19 protein-coding genes are annotated in these 19174 nt (G+C 62.7%); 6 read left to right on the top strand and 13 right to left on the bottom strand.

Annotated features, from left to right (window positions below; all coding sequences use genetic code 11):
• Positions 1-2 precede the first annotated feature (2 nt).
• Positions 3-821, top strand: a complete 819-nt coding sequence (locus tag NKH59_RS17735) for an MBL fold metallo-hydrolase (RefSeq protein ID WP_352613605.1) — start codon at positions 3-5, stop codon at positions 819-821.
• 203 nt (positions 822-1024) lie between these two features.
• Complete coding sequence (locus NKH59_RS17730) at positions 1025-1615, top strand: hypothetical protein (protein WP_352471855.1); 591 nt, start codon at positions 1025-1027, stop codon at positions 1613-1615.
• 102 nt (positions 1616-1717) lie between these two features.
• Here NKH59_RS17730 and NKH59_RS17725 read toward each other — a convergent pair whose 3' ends face one another.
• The 4 genes from NKH59_RS17725 to NKH59_RS17710 are packed head-to-tail and all read right to left on the bottom strand — an operon-like array spanning position 1718 to position 4340.
• A complete protein-coding gene (locus tag NKH59_RS17725) occupies positions 1718-2272 on the bottom strand; it encodes a DUF2076 domain-containing protein (protein ID WP_353022625.1) in 555 nt (184 codons plus the stop codon).
• A gap of 32 nt (positions 2273-2304) precedes the next feature.
• The gene (locus NKH59_RS17720; protein ID WP_353022623.1) at positions 2305-3012 is read right to left on the bottom strand and encodes a Bax inhibitor-1/YccA family protein; all 708 of its coding nucleotides are present in this window, start codon (positions 3010-3012) and stop codon (positions 2305-2307) included.
• Between the two features lie 24 nt (positions 3013-3036).
• A complete protein-coding gene (locus NKH59_RS17715) occupies positions 3037-3810 on the bottom strand; it encodes an anti-sigma factor family protein (protein ID WP_352471852.1) in 774 nt (257 codons plus the stop codon).
• Positions 3807-4340, bottom strand: a complete 534-nt coding sequence (locus NKH59_RS17710) for a sigma-70 family RNA polymerase sigma factor (protein ID WP_502896504.1) — start codon at positions 4338-4340, stop codon at positions 3807-3809. Before NKH59_RS17710 ends, NKH59_RS17715 begins: the two co-directional genes overlap by 4 nt.
• Positions 4341-4558: 218 nt before the next feature.
• On the opposite strand from NKH59_RS17710, the gene NKH59_RS17705 reads away from it, so the two are divergent.
• Together NKH59_RS17705 and mazG are read left to right on the top strand one after the other, a co-directional pair.
• On the top strand, positions 4559-5743 hold the full coding sequence (locus tag NKH59_RS17705; RefSeq protein WP_352928686.1) for an amino acid aminotransferase: 1185 nt from the start codon (positions 4559-4561) through the stop codon (positions 5741-5743).
• A gap of 133 nt (positions 5744-5876) precedes the next feature.
• On the top strand, positions 5877-6701 hold the full coding sequence (mazG, locus tag NKH59_RS17700; protein ID WP_353022621.1) for a nucleoside triphosphate pyrophosphohydrolase: 825 nt from the start codon (positions 5877-5879) through the stop codon (positions 6699-6701).
• 6 nt (positions 6702-6707) lie between these two features.
• On the opposite strand, the gene hflX is transcribed toward mazG, so the two are convergent.
• The 8 genes from hflX to dusB form a co-directional block, all read right to left on the bottom strand.
• The gene (gene hflX, locus NKH59_RS17695) at positions 6708-8099 is read right to left on the bottom strand and encodes a GTPase HflX (protein WP_353022620.1); all 1392 of its coding nucleotides are present in this window, start codon (positions 8097-8099) and stop codon (positions 6708-6710) included.
• On the bottom strand, positions 8100-8345 hold the full coding sequence (gene hfq / locus NKH59_RS17690; protein ID WP_006202172.1) for an RNA chaperone Hfq: 246 nt from the start codon (positions 8343-8345) through the stop codon (positions 8100-8102).
• A 145-nt stretch (positions 8346-8490) separates the two neighbouring features.
• Positions 8491-9354, bottom strand: a complete 864-nt coding sequence (locus NKH59_RS17685) for a D-amino-acid transaminase (RefSeq protein ID WP_352682711.1) — start codon at positions 9352-9354, stop codon at positions 8491-8493.
• An 88-nt stretch (positions 9355-9442) separates the two neighbouring features.
• Positions 9443-10804 (bottom strand): nitrogen assimilation response regulator NtrX, encoded by a 1362-nt coding sequence (gene ntrX, locus NKH59_RS17680; protein WP_352471845.1) that lies wholly within the window; start codon positions 10802-10804, stop codon positions 9443-9445.
• Positions 10794-13079, bottom strand: a complete 2286-nt coding sequence (locus tag NKH59_RS17675) for a sensor histidine kinase NtrY-like (protein WP_352471844.1) — start codon at positions 13077-13079, stop codon at positions 10794-10796. The genes ntrX and NKH59_RS17675 overlap by 11 nt, the downstream gene beginning before the upstream one ends.
• Positions 13080-13207: 128 nt before the next feature.
• Positions 13208-14668 (bottom strand): nitrogen regulation protein NR(I), encoded by a 1461-nt coding sequence (ntrC, locus tag NKH59_RS17670; protein WP_023675074.1) that lies wholly within the window; start codon positions 14666-14668, stop codon positions 13208-13210.
• On the bottom strand, positions 14665-15807 hold the full coding sequence (locus tag NKH59_RS17665; RefSeq protein WP_023675075.1) for a two-component system sensor histidine kinase NtrB: 1143 nt from the start codon (positions 15805-15807) through the stop codon (positions 14665-14667). The genes ntrC and NKH59_RS17665 overlap by 4 nt, the downstream gene beginning before the upstream one ends.
• Positions 15804-16829 (bottom strand): tRNA dihydrouridine synthase DusB, encoded by a 1026-nt coding sequence (gene dusB / locus NKH59_RS17660; protein ID WP_353022618.1) that lies wholly within the window; start codon positions 16827-16829, stop codon positions 15804-15806. Before dusB ends, NKH59_RS17665 begins: the two co-directional genes overlap by 4 nt.
• Positions 16830-17008: 179 nt before the next feature.
• Here dusB and NKH59_RS17655 point away from each other — a divergent pair, with 179 nt between their 5' ends.
• Positions 17009-18229, top strand: a complete 1221-nt coding sequence (locus NKH59_RS17655; RefSeq protein ID WP_353022616.1) for a bifunctional 2-C-methyl-D-erythritol 4-phosphate cytidylyltransferase/2-C-methyl-D-erythritol 2,4-cyclodiphosphate synthase — start codon at positions 17009-17011, stop codon at positions 18227-18229.
• Positions 18226-18735 carry a CinA family protein gene (locus NKH59_RS17650; protein WP_353022614.1) on the top strand — a complete coding sequence of 170 codons (510 nt, stop codon included), beginning with the start codon at positions 18226-18228 and terminating at the stop codon, positions 18733-18735. Before NKH59_RS17655 ends, NKH59_RS17650 begins: the two co-directional genes overlap by 4 nt.
• On the opposite strand, the gene NKH59_RS17645 is transcribed toward NKH59_RS17650, so the two are convergent.
• Positions 18711-19172 carry a type II toxin-antitoxin system RatA family toxin gene (locus tag NKH59_RS17645; RefSeq protein ID WP_352471840.1) on the bottom strand — a complete coding sequence of 154 codons (462 nt, stop codon included), beginning with the start codon at positions 19170-19172 and terminating at the stop codon, positions 18711-18713. The genes NKH59_RS17650 and NKH59_RS17645 overlap by 25 nt on opposite strands.
• Between the last annotated feature and the right edge of the window lie 2 nt (positions 19173-19174).

Below are 19174 nucleotides of genomic sequence, written 5' to 3'. Positions count from 1 at the left end.
GCATGAGCGACCGGTTACGTCTTACCGTCCTCGGCTGCGGCTCATCGCCGGGCACGCCACGCATCACAGGCGACTGGGGCAATTGCGATCCCGCGAACCCCCGGAACCGGCGCACGCGCACCGCAGCGCTCGTCGAGCGGATCGCGGCGAGTGGCGCCCGGACCACGGTCGTCATCGACACCGGCCCGGATTTCCGCGAGCAGATGCTGCTGGCATCGGTCAAGCGCATCGATGCGGTGGTCTATACACATCCGCATGCCGACCATATCCACGGCATCGACGATTTGCGCGGCTTCGTGCTCGAGCAGCGCCACCGGATCGACATCCATGCGGATCAGGCTACCATGCTGCGCCTACGCGAGGCGTTCCGCTACTGTTTCGAAACACCGAAAGGCAGTTCGTATCCGCCGATCGTCAACGCCCATATCATCGACCACCACAGGCCGGTGGTGATCGAAGGCGAGGGCGGCGCCCTCACCCTCGAACCGCTGCTGCAGCTCCATGGCGACATCACCTCGCTGGGTTTCCGCATCGGCGGGCTGGCTTATTGCCCTGACGTCAGCGACTTTCCGGAGGCGACCGCCAAGCGTTTGCGCGGGCTGGACATGCTGGTCATCGACGCGCTGCAATACACCGTCCATCCGAGCCATCTGTCGCTTGGCCAGGCGCTTGGCTGGATCGAAGGACTGGCGCCGAAGAACGCGGTGCTGACGCATATGCATGTTCCGCTCGACTACGCCACGGTAATGGCCGAGACGCCGGCCAACGTCGAGCCTGCTTATGACGGCATGACGATCGAAATCCCTTACGAATCAGCGTGAAGGGCGAGGTTTTTACGGCTGGGTTCCCGGGTTTGGATCTCGCGGAGTGCTATCTTCACGCACATCCAATCGGCTACGCCAGTTCCATAATCTATCTTATGCGACTAAAGGCTATAGCATCCGTTGGCGGCGAGATTAGACCGTTCACTCTTAGACATTCGCAACAGCGCTGTGGGGCAACGGGCATGCTAGGATTGCGAATCATGAAGACGCTTCCGCTGCTTGCAGGTCTTGCCCTCACCCTCGCCTGCGCGCTCACCGATGCGCGAGCTCAGGATGTCAGTCGTACGCCAGGCGAGAACGACCTGGCTTTCGCCAAACGTGTTGTTGGGTTCGCCGACAATGCTGATCCGCACACCACAGCCGTGAGCTGGAACGGCCTCCAGACACTCTTCGTCGATTACCAGACCGCCGAGGAATATCCGGAACGCCCGCTCGTCGCGCTGCAACGGCTAGCTGACAACAGATATCGCGCAATCCAGGTCACGCTCGGTGAACAAGAGGGCGACACACCGGACATCGCGCTCGGCCTCGCCAACGCCGACCACGACCCGGCAAAGGAACTGATCGTGATACTTTCCTGGGCTCAGATGCACTACGATGTCGAAGGGACGCTCTACGAAGTTCGCATCTTCGATGGCCCCAAGCCAGGCCAGAAGGCGCTGACTCAATTGAAAGCGAGCCGGAAGTTCGACGCCACATGCGACTGCCATTGGCGCGACGGCACAACGAAGCACTTCCGCTTCAAGACGATCGCAGCGGTCAAGGCTGAACTGAAGCGCCTGGGTTATTAGCCGCCGGCGAGGGCTCGCTTCCCGGATGTTGCCCTCGCCATCTCGCCTATGCTTACCCGCAATCGTCCCCAGCGCCGGTACAGGCACAGTCTGGGTCGCTCGTCAGAACTCCATATCACCGAAGTCACCGCCATTGTCGGAGCTGGCATCGCCTGCCTGATCGGCTTCGTCCGGCTGCGGCGTCGGCTGTTCACCTGCCTTCGCTTCGCTGCCGCCAAACACGCCGGCGATCGCGTTGCCGAGCAGCACGCCGCCCGCCACGCCCATCGCGGTCTGCGCGGCGCCGGCAAGAAAACCGCCGCCTGCCCGCTGTGGCGTGTCCTGCGGCCCTTCAGTTGCAACGGAGGCGGTGCGCCCTACCCGCGGCACCGAGCCTGAGCGCCTGCCGCCGCTGCGGCCGAAGAAGCCGCTGAGCGGTCCACCGCCGGCCGGCTGCCGCGCCTGCTCCTCCAGTTCTTCTATGCGCGCCTGAGCTGCGTTCAGGGCCTGCTCCTGCACCACGATCGTCTGGGCCATGTAATATGGCGCCCCAGGCTGCTGGGTGATCTGGTCCTGGATGAAGCGCTCTGCTTCGGCATCGCGCCGGGGCGCCTGGCGCTCGGCGCTTGCCAACTTCTCGAAGAGCTGTCCGATCGCTTGCTGATCGTTTCTGTCCATGATGTCCAACTCCGGTCTTGGTTCAACGCCGGCTATTCGCGCTCGCCGGTGAAGTTCAACAGCAGTTGGAAGATGTTGATGAAGTTCAGATAGAGCGAGAATGCACCGAAGACAGCGAGTTTCTGCTGTGATTCCGCGCCGAAGTTTTCCGCATACTGCTCTTTGATCGTCTGGGTATCCCAGGCGGTGAGGCCTGTGAAGACGGCGATGCCGATCACAGAGATCGCGAATTGGAGCGCGGTCGAGCCCAGGAAGATATTGACGATGCTGGCGATCACCACGCCGATCAGGCCCATGATCAGGAACGACGAAAACTGCGTCAGGTCGCGTTTGGTCGTGTACCCGTAAAGGCTGGTCGCGCCGAACATGGTGGCGGCGATGAAGAAGGTGCGTGCGATGCTGGTGCCGGTAAAGACCAGGAACACGGAAGCCAGCGACAGGCCCATGACCGCGCAGAATGCCCAGAACATCGCCTGGGCGCCGGCTGCCGACATCGCCTGCATCCGAAACGAGAACAAGAGCACAAAGGCCAGCGGGGCCAGCATCACCACCCATTTCAGCGGTGTGGAGAAGATCGGCACGTAAAGAGCGGGCGTGGAAGCCACCACGAACGCGATCACGCCCGTAACGACGAGGCCAAGGCCCATATAGTTATAGACGCGCAGCATGTGCCGGCGCAGGCCTTCATCGTAGACGGCTCCGGCTCGGGCTCCGGCCCCGATATATCCGAGATTGTTCATGTGGTTCTCCTTCTTGCAGGTCGATCAGTAAAGCGTTTTGGCGAGCGCTTCGGCCGTGCGATCGAGACCGCCGACATCGCTGCGTCCGACGACCGCGTAGGCGACCTCGCCGATCTGGAAATAAGCCGAGGAAACTTCGCCCGAGGGAACGACGGTCGGCTTGACGACGTCGAATGTTCCGGGCCTGATCGCGAACAACGAGACCAGCCCCATCTCTTTCGTCTCGACAGCCATCTCGACGCTCGGTCCGAATTGCGATGGATAGATCTGCACGTCACGGACCGTCCAGTCCGCCGGCAGCGATGGCATCACGATCGCCGTCGCGGCGCGGATTTCGTCGGCATTGTAGCCGGGTGCTTCGGGTTGCGACGACATCGCCTCGCGCACGAGCGTCGTGCGGTGCGCCCGGACCGCGTCCTCCACATAGGCCGGCGGATGGGTCGAAGCGACGACTTCCGTCACCGATATCGGTCCGATGAGCCCGTTCGCAAGCCAGCCGGCAGCGACGAAGACAGCAACTGCCGCAGCTCGCTGCAAAGCACCAAGGACGCGGCCGCGCGCCAATCCCCGCTCCAGCCGCCGTGCAGCATCGGCCGTCGCGGGCCGCGCCATGCCTTTCGATCCGGCAAGCGCCACGCGCAATTCGTCACGCATCCGTAAGTCGGACATCACCCGCGCGGCCGCGTCCGGGCGGGCCGAAAGGAACGCCTCGACCTCGATGCGACGAGCCACGTCCAGCTGATCGTCGACATAGGCGTCGAGATCAGTGTCGGTGACGGGATCGCGCAGTTGGTTCATGATCCACCTCCGACGATCTTCAGATGGCCTTTCGCGCGTGCCGGCACCGCGTCCTCCATCTCGCGCAGGGCCGCACGCGCCCTGCCGATGCGCGACATCAGCGTGCCAAGCGGCACGCCACTCACCTCAGCGGCCTGGCTGTAGCTAAGCCCCTCGATGGCGACGAGATGCAACGCCGAACGCTGCTCCTCCGGCAATTCGAAAAACGCTTCGCGCACCTGCGCCAGACGGACCGAATGTTCCTGCGGCGCCGGGACATTCGCCTCGGCGAGATAGCCGGCCTGTTCGATGCGCATTGCTTCGGATTTGCGGGACCGCAGACCGTCGATGAATGCATTATGGACGATCGACAGCAGCCATACGCGAAGATTTCCGCCGGAGCGGAAGCTGCCGCGTCGCTCATAGGCACGCACCAGCGCATCATGCACCAGATCCTCTGCATCGGCGCTGTCGCGCGTCAGCGAGCGTGCATAGCGGCGCAGCGAACCGAGCTGTCCCAGAATATCGAAGCGTGGCATCGGCCGTTTCATGTCCTGTTTACGGAGCAGGTCGGGATGTTAATCCCGCTCTCCCCGAAATTTTCTTACGGCTCGCCGCGTTCTCGTCCTGGGAGATATCGGGCCCGCTCTCGCCCGCCAGATAGTATCGGCCGCCTTCGAGGCAAACCGGCGCCGAGTTGGCGCATATGAAACTGCTGGCAAAGCACGGCCGGTTTGCGTATCACTCCGCCGCCAACGGAACCTTATCGATGTTCGAAAATCTCCAGCCCGCGCCTGCCGACAAGATCCTGGCCTTGATCGGCCTCTATCGCGCCGACCCGCGTCCCGACAAGGTCGATCTTGGGGTCGGCGTCTATAAGGATCGCGACGGCAAGACGCCGGTGATGCGCGCGGTGCGCGAAGCCGAAAAGCGGCTGTTGCAGGGCCAGGATACCAAGACCTATCTCGGCCTTGCCGGCGATACCGCCTTCAACGCGGCGATGGCCAGGTTGGTGTTCGGCCCAGCCGCCGACATGACGCGCATTCGTGCGGCGCAGGCGCCAGGCGGCTCCGGCGCGCTGCGGCTGGTAGCAGAGCTGCTGAAAAGGACCCGCACCGACGCGATGGTCTGGCTGTCGGATCCGACCTGGCCGAACCACATGCCGGTGATGCGCGCCGCTGGCCTGCAGACACGCGAATATCCCTATTTCGACGCTGCTTCTGGTGCGGTTCGCTTCGACGACATGCTGAATGCATTGAGAACCGCGAATCCTGGCGACGTCGTATTGTTGCATGGCTGCTGCCATAACCCGACAGGCGCCAATCTAGACATCTCGCAATGGGCTGCCATTGCCGATCTTGTCGTTGAGCGCGGCCTGCTGCCCTTTGTCGACATCGCCTATCAGGGCTTTGGCGAGGGACTTGATGCGGATGCCGCCGGCTTGCGTCTTCTGGCGGCAAAAGTTCCGGAAATGGTCGTTGCCTCCAGCTGCTCGAAGAACTTTGCCGTCTATCGCGACCGAGTCGGTGCAGCGCTGATCATGGCGAAAGGTGGCGCGCAGGCGGATTTGGCGATGGGCCAGATGCTGTCGGCGGCGCGCGCCATGTATTCGATGCCGCCGGACCACGGCGCGGCGGCGGTGCGCATCGTGCTTGAAGACCCCGCATTGCGTTCCGACTGGGAGGCAGAGCTTGAAGAGATGCGGCTGCGCATGCTGCGGCTGCGCGTCCAGTTCGCCGAGGCGCTGCGGCGGCAGTCCAACTCCGACCGTTTCGATTTCGTCGCCAGCCATCGCGGCATGTTTTCCCGGCTTGGCCTGTCGGAGGCGCAAGTCGAGCGGCTGCGCGCCGAGCATGCCATCTATATGGTCGGCGACAGCCGCATCAACGTTGCCGGCCTGCCCGAGGACGGCATGGATGCGCTCGCCAAGGCGATAGTCTCCGTGCTCGACTGATGCTTTTGCTAACTAGGATCTTCCGGAAACCGGCTTCCACTTTCGTATCATGGTCTGGCGGCCCGTCTGTGGACAAGGCGCCCTCACCGGCTGAAGCCGTTGGCACAGCCGTGTACAGGATAGCGTTTCCCAGATGAAACCCTCGAAAGACATTTCCCGACTGATCGAGATCATGGCAGCGCTGCGGGCGCCGGAAACCGGCTGCCCGTGGGATATCGAGCAGGACTTTTCGACAATCGCGCCGTACACGATCGAGGAAGCCTACGAAGTGGCGGACGCCATTGCGCGTGGCGATCTGGACGATCTGCGGGATGAACTCGGCGATCTCCTGCTGCAAGTGGTCTACCACGCGCAAATGGCCGAGGAGGCCGGCGAATTTTCATTCGGCGATGTGGTCCTGGCCATCACCACAAAAATGATCCGCCGCCACCCCCATGTCTTCGGCGACGACAAGGCGCGCAGCGCCAGCATGGCCAAGGGCATGTGGGAAAAGATCACGGCAGAGGAAAAGGCGGAGAAGCGCAGTGCGCGCCTCGCCCGTGGGCTCGACCCGGAAGACCATGGCAAGGGCTTTCTCGACAGCGTGCCAGTCGCCCTGCCCGCGCTGACCCGGGCGCTCAAGCTGCAGGAAAAGGCCGCCCGCGTCGGCTTCGACTGGAGCGAGGCGGCACCGATCCTCGATAAGATCGAGGAGGAGATTGGCGAATTGCGCGAAGCGCTGGCCAAAGGCGACAGCGCGCCGATCAAGGATGAGTTCGGCGACATGCTGTTTGCGGTCGTCAATCTCGGCCGGCACCTCAAAATTGATTCCGAAGCGGCACTCAGCGGCACCAACGAAAAATTTCGGTCGCGCTTCCACTATGTCGAGCGGACGCTGCAAGCGTCGGGAAACAGCCTCGAAGAGGCAACGCTGGACGAGATGGAAGCGCTCTGGCAGCAGGCAAAAAGCGCGAAGTAAACGCCCCTACCCGTTGTTTTGACGGCGCAATCGGCTTTCGATCTCCTGCCGGGCGCTGTGCGTGGCCTTGAGCGCGATGGTCACGCTGCCATCCTCATTGTCGTCGCGCGAGATGATGTCGCCGTTGCGGTAAAGCCAGTCGACGACGCCGAGTTGGTCGGGCTTGAGTGTGACGGTGAAGGTCTCCAGTTCGCCCGACATCATCGTCTCGATGATCGCCTTCAGCGCATCGATGCCCTCGCCGGTTACCGCCGATATGGCGATCGGCGGTGCCTTCTTGCCGTCAGCACCATCGGCAAGCAGCCGCGCCCGGTTGCCCTCGTCGAGCCGGTCGATCTTGTTCCATACTTCGATGACGCGCTTGCTATCGCGGGCATCGACGCCGAGATCGGCAAGGATGCGCTCGACATCTTCGGCCTGCGCGGCCGTATCGGGATCGGAGATGTCGCGCAGATGAATGACGAGGTCTGCCTCGACCACTTCCTCCAGCGTCGCCCTGAAGGCCGCGACCAGATGCGTTGGCAGGTCGGAAATGAAGCCGACCGTATCGGAAAGGATGATCGGCGTGCCGTGCGGCAGACGCACGCGGCGCAGCGTCGGGTCGAGCGTGGCAAACAGCATGTCTTCGGCCAGCACCCCTGCTCCGGTCAGCCGGTTGAACAGAGTCGACTTGCCGGCATTGGTGTAGCCGACGATCGCCACTACCGGAAATGGCACCTTCTTGCGCTTGGCGCGGTGCAGGTCGCGGGTGCGGCGCACAGTTTCGAGCTCGTGCTTCAGCTTGGTGATCTTGTCCTGCAGCACACGCCGATCCGACTCGATCTGGGTCTCGCCAGGGCCGCCGAGAAAGCCGGCGCCGCCACGCTGGCGCTCGAGGTGGGTCCAGCTCCGCACAAGGCGGCCTTTCTGGTAGTTGAGATGGGCAAGATCGACCTGCAGCGTGCCTTCCTTGGTGCGGGCGCGCTCGCCGAAAATCTCCAGGATCAGCCCGGTGCGGTCGAGCACCTTGGCGTTCAACTCTTTTTCGAGGTTGCGCTGCTGTACCGGGGTCAGCGGATGATCGACAATGACCACTTCCGCGTGGCCCTCTTTGACGATCTCAGCGAACTCCGCCACCTTGCCGCTGCCGAGCAAGGTCGCCGGGCGTGGATCGTTGACGGTCACCACCGCCGTGTGGACCAGGTCGAGGTCGATGGCGCTGGCGAGGCCGACGGCCTCGTCGCGACGAGCCTCGGCGGAACGGGTCAGGCGGGGGCGGTTGGTGTCGTCGTCGCCACGCGGCTGCCGGGTAAGCACCGGCACGATTACCACCGCCCGGGTCGGGCCGTTGGCCTCTGTCCCGGTCTGATGTGCTGGTTTTCCGCGAACGCGGCGGTCCGCGTCTTTCTCACGCGCCAATCAGGCGCCCTGGCTTTCCTCACCATCGAACATCTGAACCGGCTGGCTCGGCATGATCGTGGAAATAGCGTGCTTGTAGACAAGCTGGGAATGGCCGTCGCGACGCAGCAGAACGCAGAAATTGTCGAACGAAGTGACCACGCCGGTCAGCTTCACGCCGTTGATGAGAAAGATGGTGAGTGGATTTTTGCTCTTGCGAACTGAATTCAGGAACAGGTCCTGAAGATTTTGCGATCGTTCCGCCATTGTTCTTGTCTTTCGCCGATCCCCTTCGGTTTGCAGGCCAATGCGCCAAATTAGCCGGCACATGTCAAGCACGCAAACACCATCTTGCCGTCAGTAACGACAAGCAGAACGAGATATATTGATGTTCATTCCATCTGTGCGGTTATCAGGCTGGACTTTTTTCCGCAACGTCAAAAAAGGCCTGCCGTAATGAAACTGTTATCGAGCCCGGGTGGCCGTTGGCGACGGGAGCGCCATCGATCGCCACCACCGGCATGGCAATCGTGGTCGCGGAGCTGATGAAAACCTCGCGCGCGGCCTTGGCTTCGGCCACCGAAAAACCGCGCTCCTCGATCGTCAGGCCGAGCTTGGCGGCCACGTCGAACAGCGTCGTACGGGTGATGCCGCGCAGGATGCCGTGCTCGGCCGGCCGCGTCACCAGCACGCCATCCCCGGTGATGATCCAGGCGTTCGACGATCCACCTTCCTTGACGGTGCCGTCGACATCGACGAACCAGGCCTCCTGAGCGCCGGCTTCCTTGGCTTTCTGCTTGGCCAGCACGTTCGGCAGCAGGCCGACCGACTTGATATCGACCCGATCCCACCGGTTCTCCGGCACTGTGATAACCCGGATCCCGCTCTCGGCCCGCTTCGCGGCAGCTGCAGGATCGGCTTTTTTGGCAGTCACCACCAGCGACGGCTTCGTCTCCGCCGGCGGGAAGAAAAACTCGCGGCTGGCGACGCCGCGTGTCACCTGGACATAGACCAGGCCGTCGACGACATGGTTGCGGCGCACCACCTCGCGCATGACGAGCGGCAGCACGCCGCGCGTGATCGGCCAATCGATCGAGAGTTCGGCAAGTGAGCGGTTCAATCGGGCGAGATGGCGGGGCATGTCGACGATGAAGCCTCGTGCCACCTCGCAGACCTCGTAGACGCCGTCGGCGAATTGATAGCCACGGTCCTCGATATGCACGGAAGCTTCGGCGTGAGCGACGTAGCGCCCGTTCACATACGCAATGCGCGGCATGGCTAACCCCTGAAAGAAGTCCAGCTTTCTTATGCGATTCCAAGACCGCCGTAACCGATAATTGCGTGGGCCACGACTGGTTTGGCTGTCAGACGCCCAGCGACTTCAGCTTGCGGTGCAATGCAGAGCGTTCCATGCCGATAAACTCTGCCGTCTTCGAGATATTGCCGCCAAAACGGTTGATCTGGGCGATCAGATAGTCCTTCTCGAATTGTTCGCGCGCTTCCCGCAGCGGCAGCGCCATTATGTGCTGATCGGATTTGTTTGGAGTGCGCGGCATGACGTCGCCGATCTCGGCAGGCAGGAGATCGGCGGTGATCGGCGCATCGACATCGTCGCCGCGCGCCAGGATCATCAGCCGCTCGACATTGTTGCGCAACTGGCGAACGTTGCCCGGCCAGTTATGCGCCTGCAGCACCGCCAGCGCGTCGTCGCCGATGCGGCGCGGCTTGATGCCGGCCTGGCGGGCGATCTGCTTCATGAAATTGTCGACCAGATAAGGAATGTCCTCGCGACGCTCGGCCAGTCCCGGCACCATGACCGGAACCACGGCCAGGCGATGATAAAGGTCCTCACGGAAACGGCCGTCGGCGATCATGGCTTCCAGGTTCTGCGAGGTCGACGAGACGATGCGCACGTCGACCTTGACCCGCTTGGTGCCCCCTACCCGCTCGAACTGCTGTTCGACCAGCACGCGTAGGATCTTGTTTTGCGTCTCGCGCGGCATGTCGGCCACTTCATCGATGTAGAGAATGCCGCGATGGGCCTCCTCCAGCGCACCGACCTTGCGTTCGACGCCGTTCGATTCGGTGCCGAACAGCTCGATCTCCATACGCTCTGGGGTGATGTTGGCGGCGCTCAGCGTCACAAACGGTGCACTCTTGCGCGCTGAGAGCGCGTGGATGGCGCGCGCCGCCAGTTCTTTGCCCGAGCCGGAGGGGCCAATGATCATGACGCGGCTGTTGGTCGGCGCGACGCGCTCGATGGTCTGGCGCAATTGGCTCATTGCCGACGACATGCCGATAAGGTCGAAAGTCTCGCCGCTGCGCAGCTTGAGATCCGAAACCTCGCGTCTCAATTTGGACGTTTCAAGCGCCCGTTCGGCAATAAGGATCAGCCTGTCGGCCTTGAACGGCTTTTCGATAAAATCATAGGCGCCGCGGCGGATGGCCGAGACCGCCGTTTCGATATTGCCGTGGCCCGAGATCATCACGACCGGCAGGTTCGGGTGCATCGTCTTGATCTCGTCCAGCAAAGCCAGGCCATCGAGCCGCGAGCCCTGCAGCCAAATGTCGAGGAAGATCAGCCTGGGTGCCCGGTCGGCAACTGCCGCCAGCGCGCTGTCGGCGTCAAACGCCGTGCGTGTTTCGTGACCTTCGTCGCTCAGGATACCGGCGACGAGTTCGCGGATGTCTTCCTCGTCATCGACGATGAGAATATCAGACGCCATTACCGACCTTTTCAGTTTCTTTTTCGTGTTCCGTCTTGCCCTCGCCGCGCATCGGAACGGTGGCGGCAACCGGCAGGATGATGCTGATCATTGCGCCCCGCCCATCGTGGAAGTCCGCTGGTGCATCGTGCAATTCGAGTCGCCCGCCATGGTCCTCCACGATCTTCTTGACGATAGCGAGGCCAAGCCCGGTGCCTTTCTCGCGTGTCGTCATATAAGGCTCGAGCAAGCGCTGCCGGTTTTCGCGCGGCAAGCCCCTGCCGTTGTCGATGACGTCGATTCGAATCGCGCCATTCTGACGCCCGGCTTGAATCCGGATTATGCCGTGCGGACGATCCTCTGCATCAAGTCCGTCGATGGCTTCGGCAGCATTCTTGATGACGTTGCCGAAAGCCTGCGCCATCAGCCGGCTGTCGAACGTGCCTTTGAGCGGCTCATTGCCGAAGACGCGCTCGAAGGTGATGTCGGCGCGGCTCACTTCGACCAGGAACGAGGCCTCGCGCAACGAATCGCGCAGATCGATTGCCTTCATTTCCGGTTTCGGCATGCGGGCGAACGCCGAGAACTCGTCGACCATGCGGCCGATGTCCTCCACTTGCCGGATGATGGTGTCGGTGCATTGATCGAAAACCTCACGGTCCTCGGTGATGACCTTGCCGTAACGGCGCTTGATGCGCTCGGCCGAAAGCTGGATCGGCGTCAACGGGTTCTTGATCTCGTGGGCGATGCGCCGCGCCACGTCGGCCCATGCAGAGGAACGCTGTGCCTGGACCAGATCGGTAATGTCGTCGACTGTCACGACGTAGGATTTATCCTCCGAACCGTCGTCGCCGGCTTCAATCGTGATCTGCACGTTGAAGGTCCGTTCGGTGCCGGCACGATAGAAGGTGACCTGTTCGCGATAGACCGGCTTGCCCGATTTGCGGCCGATCTCGAAGACTCGGCCGACATGCGGCAGCACGGCGGAAAGGTTCTGCCCAAGCGCTGCCGTGGCGGATATGGCCAGCATCGTTTCGGCCGAACGGTTGACGATGGTGACGATGCCATATGGATCGACGCCGATGACCCCGGCGGTGACGCCGGCAAGCACCGCCTCCGAAAAGCGCCGCCGCTCGTCGATCAAATCCTTGGCCGACAGGATCTCGTTGCGCTGCGATTTCAGCTCCATCAGCATCTTGTTGAAGGTGTCGCCGAGCGAGGCGACGTCACCGTCGGAGGGGCGGACAGGCACGGCTACGTCGAGATTGCCGGTAGCGACCTCATCGGCCGCGCCGATGAGCTGACGAATCGGCCGCACCAGGCGGTCGGCCACCGCAATGCCGGTCCAGATGGCGGACAGGATGATGATCAGCGTCAGCGACAGATAGGGAAGCGCGAAAGCCACTTGCGAGGTGCGGCGATTGTCTTCGAGACCGCGATATTCGGCGGTGTTGGATTTGACGATCTGCCGCGCCTTGATCACCTCGGGATCGACGAGGCGGATGGTGTAGAGATAGAGGCCGTCGATCTCGCGCAGCTTGACGATGGCACCCATGATGTTGCGGGTGCGCGGTTCTATCAGCACCGGCTTGCCGTCGGCAGCGCTTGCCACGGCGCCCTCAGGCGGCTCCGGCATGGCAAAGTCCGCGTCGGTCTTGGCGCTCATAACGAAGGAACCATCGGGCTTGATGAGTGCGGCGTGCGCCAGCGAGCGTCCCACCGCCTCCTTGTTCATGAGGTCGAGAAAACCGGTACGATCGAGGCCGTAAAGCGTGCGCGAAGCGTCGAGGTCGTAAGCCATCGACAACGTCGTGCCCTGAAGATTTCGCGCGTTTTCCTGCACATAGGCGTCAGCGATAGACAACGACGAATTGACGATCGTCTTGGTGCGGATCTCGAACCAGCGGTCGAGGCCGATGTCGAGCGTGATCGACGCGATGATCGCCACCATGATCGCGGGGATGGCCGCGACTAGCGCAAACATCGCCACTATGCGCACATGCAGGCGCGACGCAGCCTTGCCATGCCGTCGTGCCATCAGGATGCGATGCACCTCGCGGCCGACCAGCAAGATCAGAAACAGCACGAACGCCGCATTAAGCGCAATCAGCGCCAGCGTCGTCCTTGCGTCGGGCGTGATCGGCGTGGCGCCAACGAGAATGGCGAAGGAGATCGCCGCCGTCACCAGCGCGCCGGCAATGGCGACCACGCCCGGCAGCGCAAGCAGCCGGCGACCGTCTCGCGCGCCCGTATTGCTGAAAAGCGATTTGCTCAGTGTCGGTGCGTGCAGGGCCATGTCGCCGTCTAGAGCCAGTGATTGCGTCGGATGTATGCAACGCATTGTGGCGATTATGCAACAAGTGTGGCCGAGACGGAAATCTTTCGGCAATCGATCCCCTGGAAAGCGCTCGTAAAGGGATTCGTCTAGACCTGCCTGGACGATTTGTAGACGTTGACGCCGAGTTCGCGAATCTTTTTGCGCAGCGTGTTGCGGTTGAGCCCCAGCAATTCCGCAGCCTTGATCTGGTTACCGCGCGTTGCGGTCATCGAGGCGAGGACCAGCGGGTATTCGACCTCGGAGAGGATTCGCTGATAGAGCCCGGCCGGGGGCAAGTCGCCGGCAAACGAGGCAAAATAGCGTTGCAGGAAATGCTCCACCGCCTGGCCGATGGAAAGGTCGTCGGGAATGAGGTTGCCGCCACCTGGAACGACAGGCCTTTCACCGGTCTTCAACTCCGCCTCGATGATCTCGGCGGAAATCTCGTCCTGCGAATACAGTGCGGCCAGCCTGCGGATGAGGTTTTCGAGTTCGCGCACGTTGCCCGGCCATGGGTAGCGCTTCATCAGCTCGATGCCGCCGGTGGAAATGCGCTTGGTCTGCAGGCCTTCACTGGCGCCGAGCTTGAAGAAGTGCCGGACGAGGTCCGGAATGTCCTCCGATCGCTCGCGCAGCGCCGGCAGCCTGAGCGGCACAACGTTCAAGCGGTAGAACAGGTCCTCGCGGAAAAGCCCCTGATTGATCAGCGTGCGCAGGTCCTTATTGGTGGCAGCGACGATGCGCACGTCGGTCTTGATCGGCGTGCGGCCGCCGACCGTGGTGTATTCGCCCTGCTGCAGCACACGCAGCAGCCGCGTCTGCGCTTCCATCGGCATGTCGCCGATCTCGTCGAGGAACAGCGTGCCGCCTTCGGCCTGCTCGAAACGGCCAGTGGAGCGGTTCTGTGCGCCGGTAAAGGCGCCCTTCTCGTGCCCGAATAGTTCCGATTCGATCAGGTCGCGTGGGATCGCCGCCATGTTGATGGCAACGAAGGGACCGCCTCGGCGGCGGCCATATTCATGCAGCGCGCGCGCCACCAGTTCCTTGCCGGTACCCGATTCGCCCGAGATCATCACCGTCAGGTCGGTCTGCATCATGCGCGCCAGCATGCGGTAGATGTCCTGCATGGCCGCCGAGCGGCCGACCAGCGGCATCGTTTCAGGCGGCTCGTCGGCACGCGTATCGATCTTCGGCCGCCGCGGTTCGGAAAGCGCGCGGTTGACGATGTTGAGCAGCTCGGTCAGGTCGAACGGTTTCGGCAGATATTCATAGGCTCCGGTTTCGGAGGCCCGGATCGCGGTCATGAACGTGTTCTGCGCACTCATGACGATGACCGGCAGTTCCGGTCGCGCCTTCTTGATGCGCGGCAGCATGTCGAAGGCGTTCTCGTCGGGCATGACAACGTCGGTGATGACCAGATCGCCCTCGCCCGCCGCCACCCAGCGCCACAGCGTCGAGGCATTGGAGGTGACGCGCACGTCGTGACCGACGCGCGAAAGCGCCTGGTTGAGGACTGTGCGGATGGCCGCATCGTCGTCAGCGACGAGAATATTGCCGCGAACGGTCATTTGCGGTCTCCTTCACCGTCGTCGTCGGTGCCAAACTGGGTTTCTTTCCATGCCGGCATCAGGATACGGAAGGTGGTCCCGCGCGGCGTCGATTCGCATTCAATGATGCCGCCATGCTCGCCGACGATCTTTGCGACCAGCGCCAGACCGAGACCGGAGCCGTTCGGCTTGGTGGTGATGAAGGGATCGAACAGGATCGGCAGGATATCTTCGGAGACACCCGAACCGTTGTCACGCACGCAGAATTCCAATGGCAGCGACACGCGGTCCTGCGTTCCGGGCACAGAAACGCGAATGCCCGGGCGGAAGGCGGTCGACAGCATGATCTCGCCCTGTGGATCGCTGCCGATCGCCTCGGCGGCATTTTTTACCAGATTGAGGAAGACCTGGATGAGCTGGTCGCGATTGGCAAAAACCGGAGGCAATGATGGATCATAATCCTCCAATATCTTGATCCGCTTGGCAAAACCGTTCTTGGCGATTGCCTTGACATGGTCGAGCACGACATGGATGTTGACGGGGTAGCGGTCGATCGGCCGCTCGTCCGAAAACACCTCCATGCGGTCGACCAGCGAGACAATGCGATCGGTCTCGTCGGTGATCAGCCTGGTCAGTGCGCGATCCTCGTCGGACGCCGACAGTTCAAGCAGCTGCGCGGCACCACGAATGCCGGACAGCGGGTTCTTGATCTCATGGGCAAGCATCGCGGCAAGGCCGGTGACCGAGCGCGCCGCACCGCGATGCGTCATCTGCCGGTCGATCTTGTCGGCCATTGAGCGTTCCTGGAACATTACCACGACGGAGCCTGGAAATTCCGTCACAGGCGCGACGTAGAGATCGACCACCTTCTCGATGCCGAGCCGCGGCGACGACACGTCCACCCGGTATTCGTTGACTGGCGCCCGGCGCTCGCGCACCTGGTCAACAAGCGTCAGCAGCGGGCTGCCGAAAGGAATGAGCTTGTGCAGCGTGTTGCGGGCGAGCATCGTGGCGCTCGAACGGAAAAAATCCTCGGCATCGGCATTGGCGAAGGTGATGAAGCCTTGCGGATCGACCATGATCACCGGCCGACGAATGGTGTTGAGCACAATATGCGCGGCGTCCGCCATATCCGTGCTCTGTGTGACGGTGGCGTTCATGCCGCACTCCGCAGGTTCGCCGCTTCGGGAGCGCTCGAAAATACGTCGCGCAGCAAGGCTATGACGCGCCCAGGCTCGAAAGACGTGAGTATGGCCTTGCGCCGGTCGTCGCTTGTGGCGGCGTGGCGGTCGAGATACCAGCCGAGATGCTTGCGCGCCTGGCGCAATCCGCTTTCCACGCCATAGAGCGTCAGCATGTCTTCGTAATGGGCAATGACGTAATCGGTCAGCGCTTGCGGGCTTTCCGGCATGCCGGATACCGGCTCGGCCAGCGCGGCCGCTACAATGCTGCCGGCGGTCCACGGCGCGCCATAGTGCGCACGGCCGATCATCACCGCGTCGGCGCCGGATTGGTCAAGGATCGACGCAGCCTCTGCCGGCGAGCCGACATCGCCATTGGCAACCACAGGGATCGAGACGGCCTGCTTGACGCGTGCGATGGCACGCCAGTCGGCCCTGCCCTGATAGAACTGGCAACGTGTGCGGCCATGCACCGTCACCATCATCACCCCGGCCTGCTCGGCGCGTCGCGCCAGCATTGGCGCGTTGAGCGCGCCTTCGTCCCAGCCGAGCCGCATTTTGACCGTGACCGGCACGTCGACCGCGCCGACTACCGCTTCGATCAGCGACAGCGCGTGGTCGAGATCTCGCATCAGTGCCGAACCGGCATAGCCGCCCGTCACCTTTTTGGCCGGACAGCCCATGTTGATGTCGACGATGTCGGCGCCTTCGCCGGCTGCGATTCGCGCGCCCTCGGCCATGTGCGCCGCCTCACGGCCGGCAAGCTGGACCATGTGGACAGGCAGCCCGGAATGACGGATGCGCAGGCCGGAACCAGCCCTGCCCTTTGCAAGCTCGCCGCTCGCCACCATTTCCGATACGACCAGCCCGGCGCCATGCGCATGGGCGCGTTGCCGGAACGGTTCGTCGGTGATGCCCGACATGGGCGCGAGAAATACGCGATTGCGGATTCTCACGCCACCCACATCCAGCGGCGAAGCCAATTTGGTCACATCAGGCATGCACAAAAACCAAGCACCTTCGGTTGCTGCACATTCTCTAGCCAGAACGGCGGCAATGTGCAACGCGCAATGTCGTGACATTAAGGCGCATTTGGGAAAAAAGGATCGCCGGATAGCATCAATCCTAGGTCTTCCGAAAGCGATACCACTTTTCGGGATCATGCGCTAAGCGTCTCGGCATGAGAGATGTGAGCGAAAAGCAAGCTGCGGACGACAAGGTCGCGGTGGTCATCGTTGCCGCCGGCCGCGGCGCGCGCGCCGGACAGGCCAATGGGCCGAAGCAGTACCAGCAGATTGGCGGCGGCGCCGTTATCGCACGCACGCTCGACGCCTTTCTGACGCATCCGAAAATTGGAGCTGTCGTCGTTGCTATACATGCCGAAGACGACGCGCTTTTCCGCCGCGCCGCCGGCGCGAACGCCGACCGTGTCGTCGCGGTGACTGGCGGTACGTCACGGCAGGAGTCCGTCCGCCTTGGACTGCTGGCGTTGAGAAGCAATGCGCCGGGCCGGGTCTTGATCCATGATGCGGCCCGGCCGTTTGTCGATGCGGAACTGATAGACCGCACGATCGCCGCCATTGGCGAGCGCCAGGGGGCACTGCCTGCCTTGCCGGTTGCCGATACGCTCAAGCGCGAAACGGCCGAAGGCATGATCGGCGAAACCGTGTCCAGGGCCGGGCTTCATGCCGCACAGACACCGCAAGGCTTTCCGTTCTGGCCGATCCTGGCTGCGCACGAAAAGGCTCATCATCTGGGCAAAGCGGATTTCACCGACGATGCGGCAATCGCCGAATGGGCGCATATTCCGGTGAAGATCGTTCCCGGCTCGCCGGATAATGTCAAACTGACCTGGGCACGGGATATTGCAATGGCGGATCAGCGGCTTTCCAGCGCCCCACGTTTTCCCGACATCCGAACCGGCAATGGCTATGACGTGCATGCGTTCGAGCCCGGCGACCATGTCACCCTGTGCGGCGTCGCCATTCCACACGACAGGAAGTTATCCGGCCATTCGGATGCCGATGTCGGTCTCCATGCCTTGACCGACGCCCTGCTGGCCACCTGCGGCGCCGGTGACATCGGCACGCATTTCCCGCCCTCCGACCCGCAGTGGAAGGGGGCCGCTTCACGCATCTTCGTCGAACACGCGGTGAAGCTGGTGCGCGCGCGCGGCGGGCGCATCGCCAACGCCGACATCACCCTGATCTGCGAGGCGCCGCGCGTCGGCCCACATCGCGAGGCGATGACCGAAGCGCTTTCGGCAATGCTGCGAATTTCGCGCAATCGCATCTCGATCAAGGCGACAACCAATGAGAAGCTCGGCTTCGTCGGCCGTGAGGAAGGCATAGCGGCCATCGCGACCGCCAGCGTTGTGTTTCCAGGGGATGTCCCCGAGTGAGCAATAGCGATCTCGCAGATGCCCTGCTTCAGGCCTGCCAGCAGCGCGGCATCATGCTGGCGACGGCGGAGAGCTGCACCGGCGGCATGATCATCGCCGCGCTGACCGACATCGCCGGCTCTTCCGCGGTGGTCGATCGCGGCTTCATCACCTATTCCAACCAGGCCAAGAGCGAGATGCTCGGCGTCTCGGCCGCTACACTCGAGGCGCACGGCGCGGTCTCGCGCGAGACTGCGGTGGAGATGGCGGCCGGAGCCTTGGCGCATTCGCCGGCCGGGCTCGCCCTGGCGGTGACCGGCATCGCCGGTCCGGACGGCGGCTCTGCGGAAAAACCTGTCGGCCTGGTCTGGTTCGGCGTTGCCGTGGCTGGCCGGCCGGTGGTCAGCGAATGCCAGCTGTTCGCCGACAAGGGCCGTGATTTCATCCGCCGGGAGACGGTCCGTCATGCGCTTGAACTGGGTCTGCGCGCGCTCGCTGCGGATCAGGCCGTCGATGGCGCGCCGTAGATGATTTCGGCCCGTTTCTCGAACGCCTCGGAGAACATGCGGAAGGCGCGGTCGAACATGGTTCCCATCAACGCACCCAAAATGCGGCTCTTGAACTCGTAGTCGATAAAGAAGCAGACGTTGCAACCAGCGCCGTCCGCCGGGTCGAAGCGCCAGACATTGCTCAGATATTTGAAAGGGCCGTCGATGTATTTGACATCTATGGCGTTCTCGTCCGGCTTCAGCAGCACCTGCGTGGTAAAGGTCTCGCGGATCGCCTTGTAGCCGATGCTCATGTCGGCGATGAGCAAGGTGCGCCCGTCGCGTTCCTTGCGTGAGCGAACCGTCAGTGCCTCGCAAAGCGGCAGGAATTGCGGATAGGATTCGACATCGGCGACCAGAGCGAACATCTGCTCCGGCGTATGCGCAACGCGGCGATGGGCTTCGAATTGTGGCATAA

This window comes from Mesorhizobium sp. M0998 (assembly GCF_040318885.1).
Lineage (GTDB): Bacteria > Pseudomonadota > Alphaproteobacteria > Rhizobiales > Rhizobiaceae > Mesorhizobium.
Note: the sequence above shows the minus strand (reverse complement) of the source record. Positions and strands in the feature narration are given on the sequence as shown.

Bases quoted from the DNA above. Each gene is read 5' to 3' on its own strand.
- NKH59_RS17645 (WP_352471840.1), bottom strand. From the start codon at position 19,172: ATGCCACAATTCGAAGCCCATCGCCGCGTTGCGCATACGCCGGAGCAG.
- NKH59_RS17685 (WP_352682711.1), bottom strand. From the start codon at position 9,354: ATGCCGCGCATTGCGTATGTGAACGGGCGCTACGTCGCTCACGCCGAA.
- hfq (WP_006202172.1), bottom strand. From the start codon at position 8,345: ATGGCGGAACGATCGCAAAATCTTCAGGACCTGTTCCTGAATTCAGTT.
- NKH59_RS17665 (WP_023675075.1), bottom strand. From the start codon at position 15,807: ATGAACGCCACCGTCACACAGAGCACGGATATGGCGGACGCCGCGCAT.
- NKH59_RS17675 (WP_352471844.1), bottom strand. From the start codon at position 13,079: ATGGCCCTGCACGCACCGACACTGAGCAAATCGCTTTTCAGCAATACG.
- ntrX (WP_352471845.1), bottom strand. From the start codon at position 10,804: ATGGCGTCTGATATTCTCATCGTCGATGACGAGGAAGACATCCGCGAA.
- NKH59_RS17730 (WP_352471855.1), top strand. From the start codon at position 1,025: ATGAAGACGCTTCCGCTGCTTGCAGGTCTTGCCCTCACCCTCGCCTGC.
- ntrC (WP_023675074.1), bottom strand. From the start codon at position 14,668: ATGACCGTTCGCGGCAATATTCTCGTCGCTGACGACGATGCGGCCATC.
- mazG (WP_353022621.1), top strand. From the start codon at position 5,877: ATGAAACCCTCGAAAGACATTTCCCGACTGATCGAGATCATGGCAGCG.
- NKH59_RS17710 (WP_502896504.1), bottom strand. From the start codon at position 4,340: ATGAAACGGCCGATGCCACGCTTCGATATTCTGGGACAGCTCGGTTCG.
- NKH59_RS17720 (WP_353022623.1), bottom strand. From the start codon at position 3,012: ATGAACAATCTCGGATATATCGGGGCCGGAGCCCGAGCCGGAGCCGTC.
- NKH59_RS17735 (WP_352613605.1), top strand. From the start codon at position 3: ATGAGCGACCGGTTACGTCTTACCGTCCTCGGCTGCGGCTCATCGCCG.
- dusB (WP_353022618.1), bottom strand. From the start codon at position 16,829: ATGCCTGATGTGACCAAATTGGCTTCGCCGCTGGATGTGGGTGGCGTG.
- NKH59_RS17655 (WP_353022616.1), top strand. From the start codon at position 17,009: ATGAGAGATGTGAGCGAAAAGCAAGCTGCGGACGACAAGGTCGCGGTG.
- NKH59_RS17715 (WP_352471852.1), bottom strand. From the start codon at position 3,810: ATGAACCAACTGCGCGATCCCGTCACCGACACTGATCTCGACGCCTAT.
- NKH59_RS17725 (WP_353022625.1), bottom strand. From the start codon at position 2,272: ATGGACAGAAACGATCAGCAAGCGATCGGACAGCTCTTCGAGAAGTTG.
- NKH59_RS17705 (WP_352928686.1), top strand. From the start codon at position 4,559: ATGTTCGAAAATCTCCAGCCCGCGCCTGCCGACAAGATCCTGGCCTTG.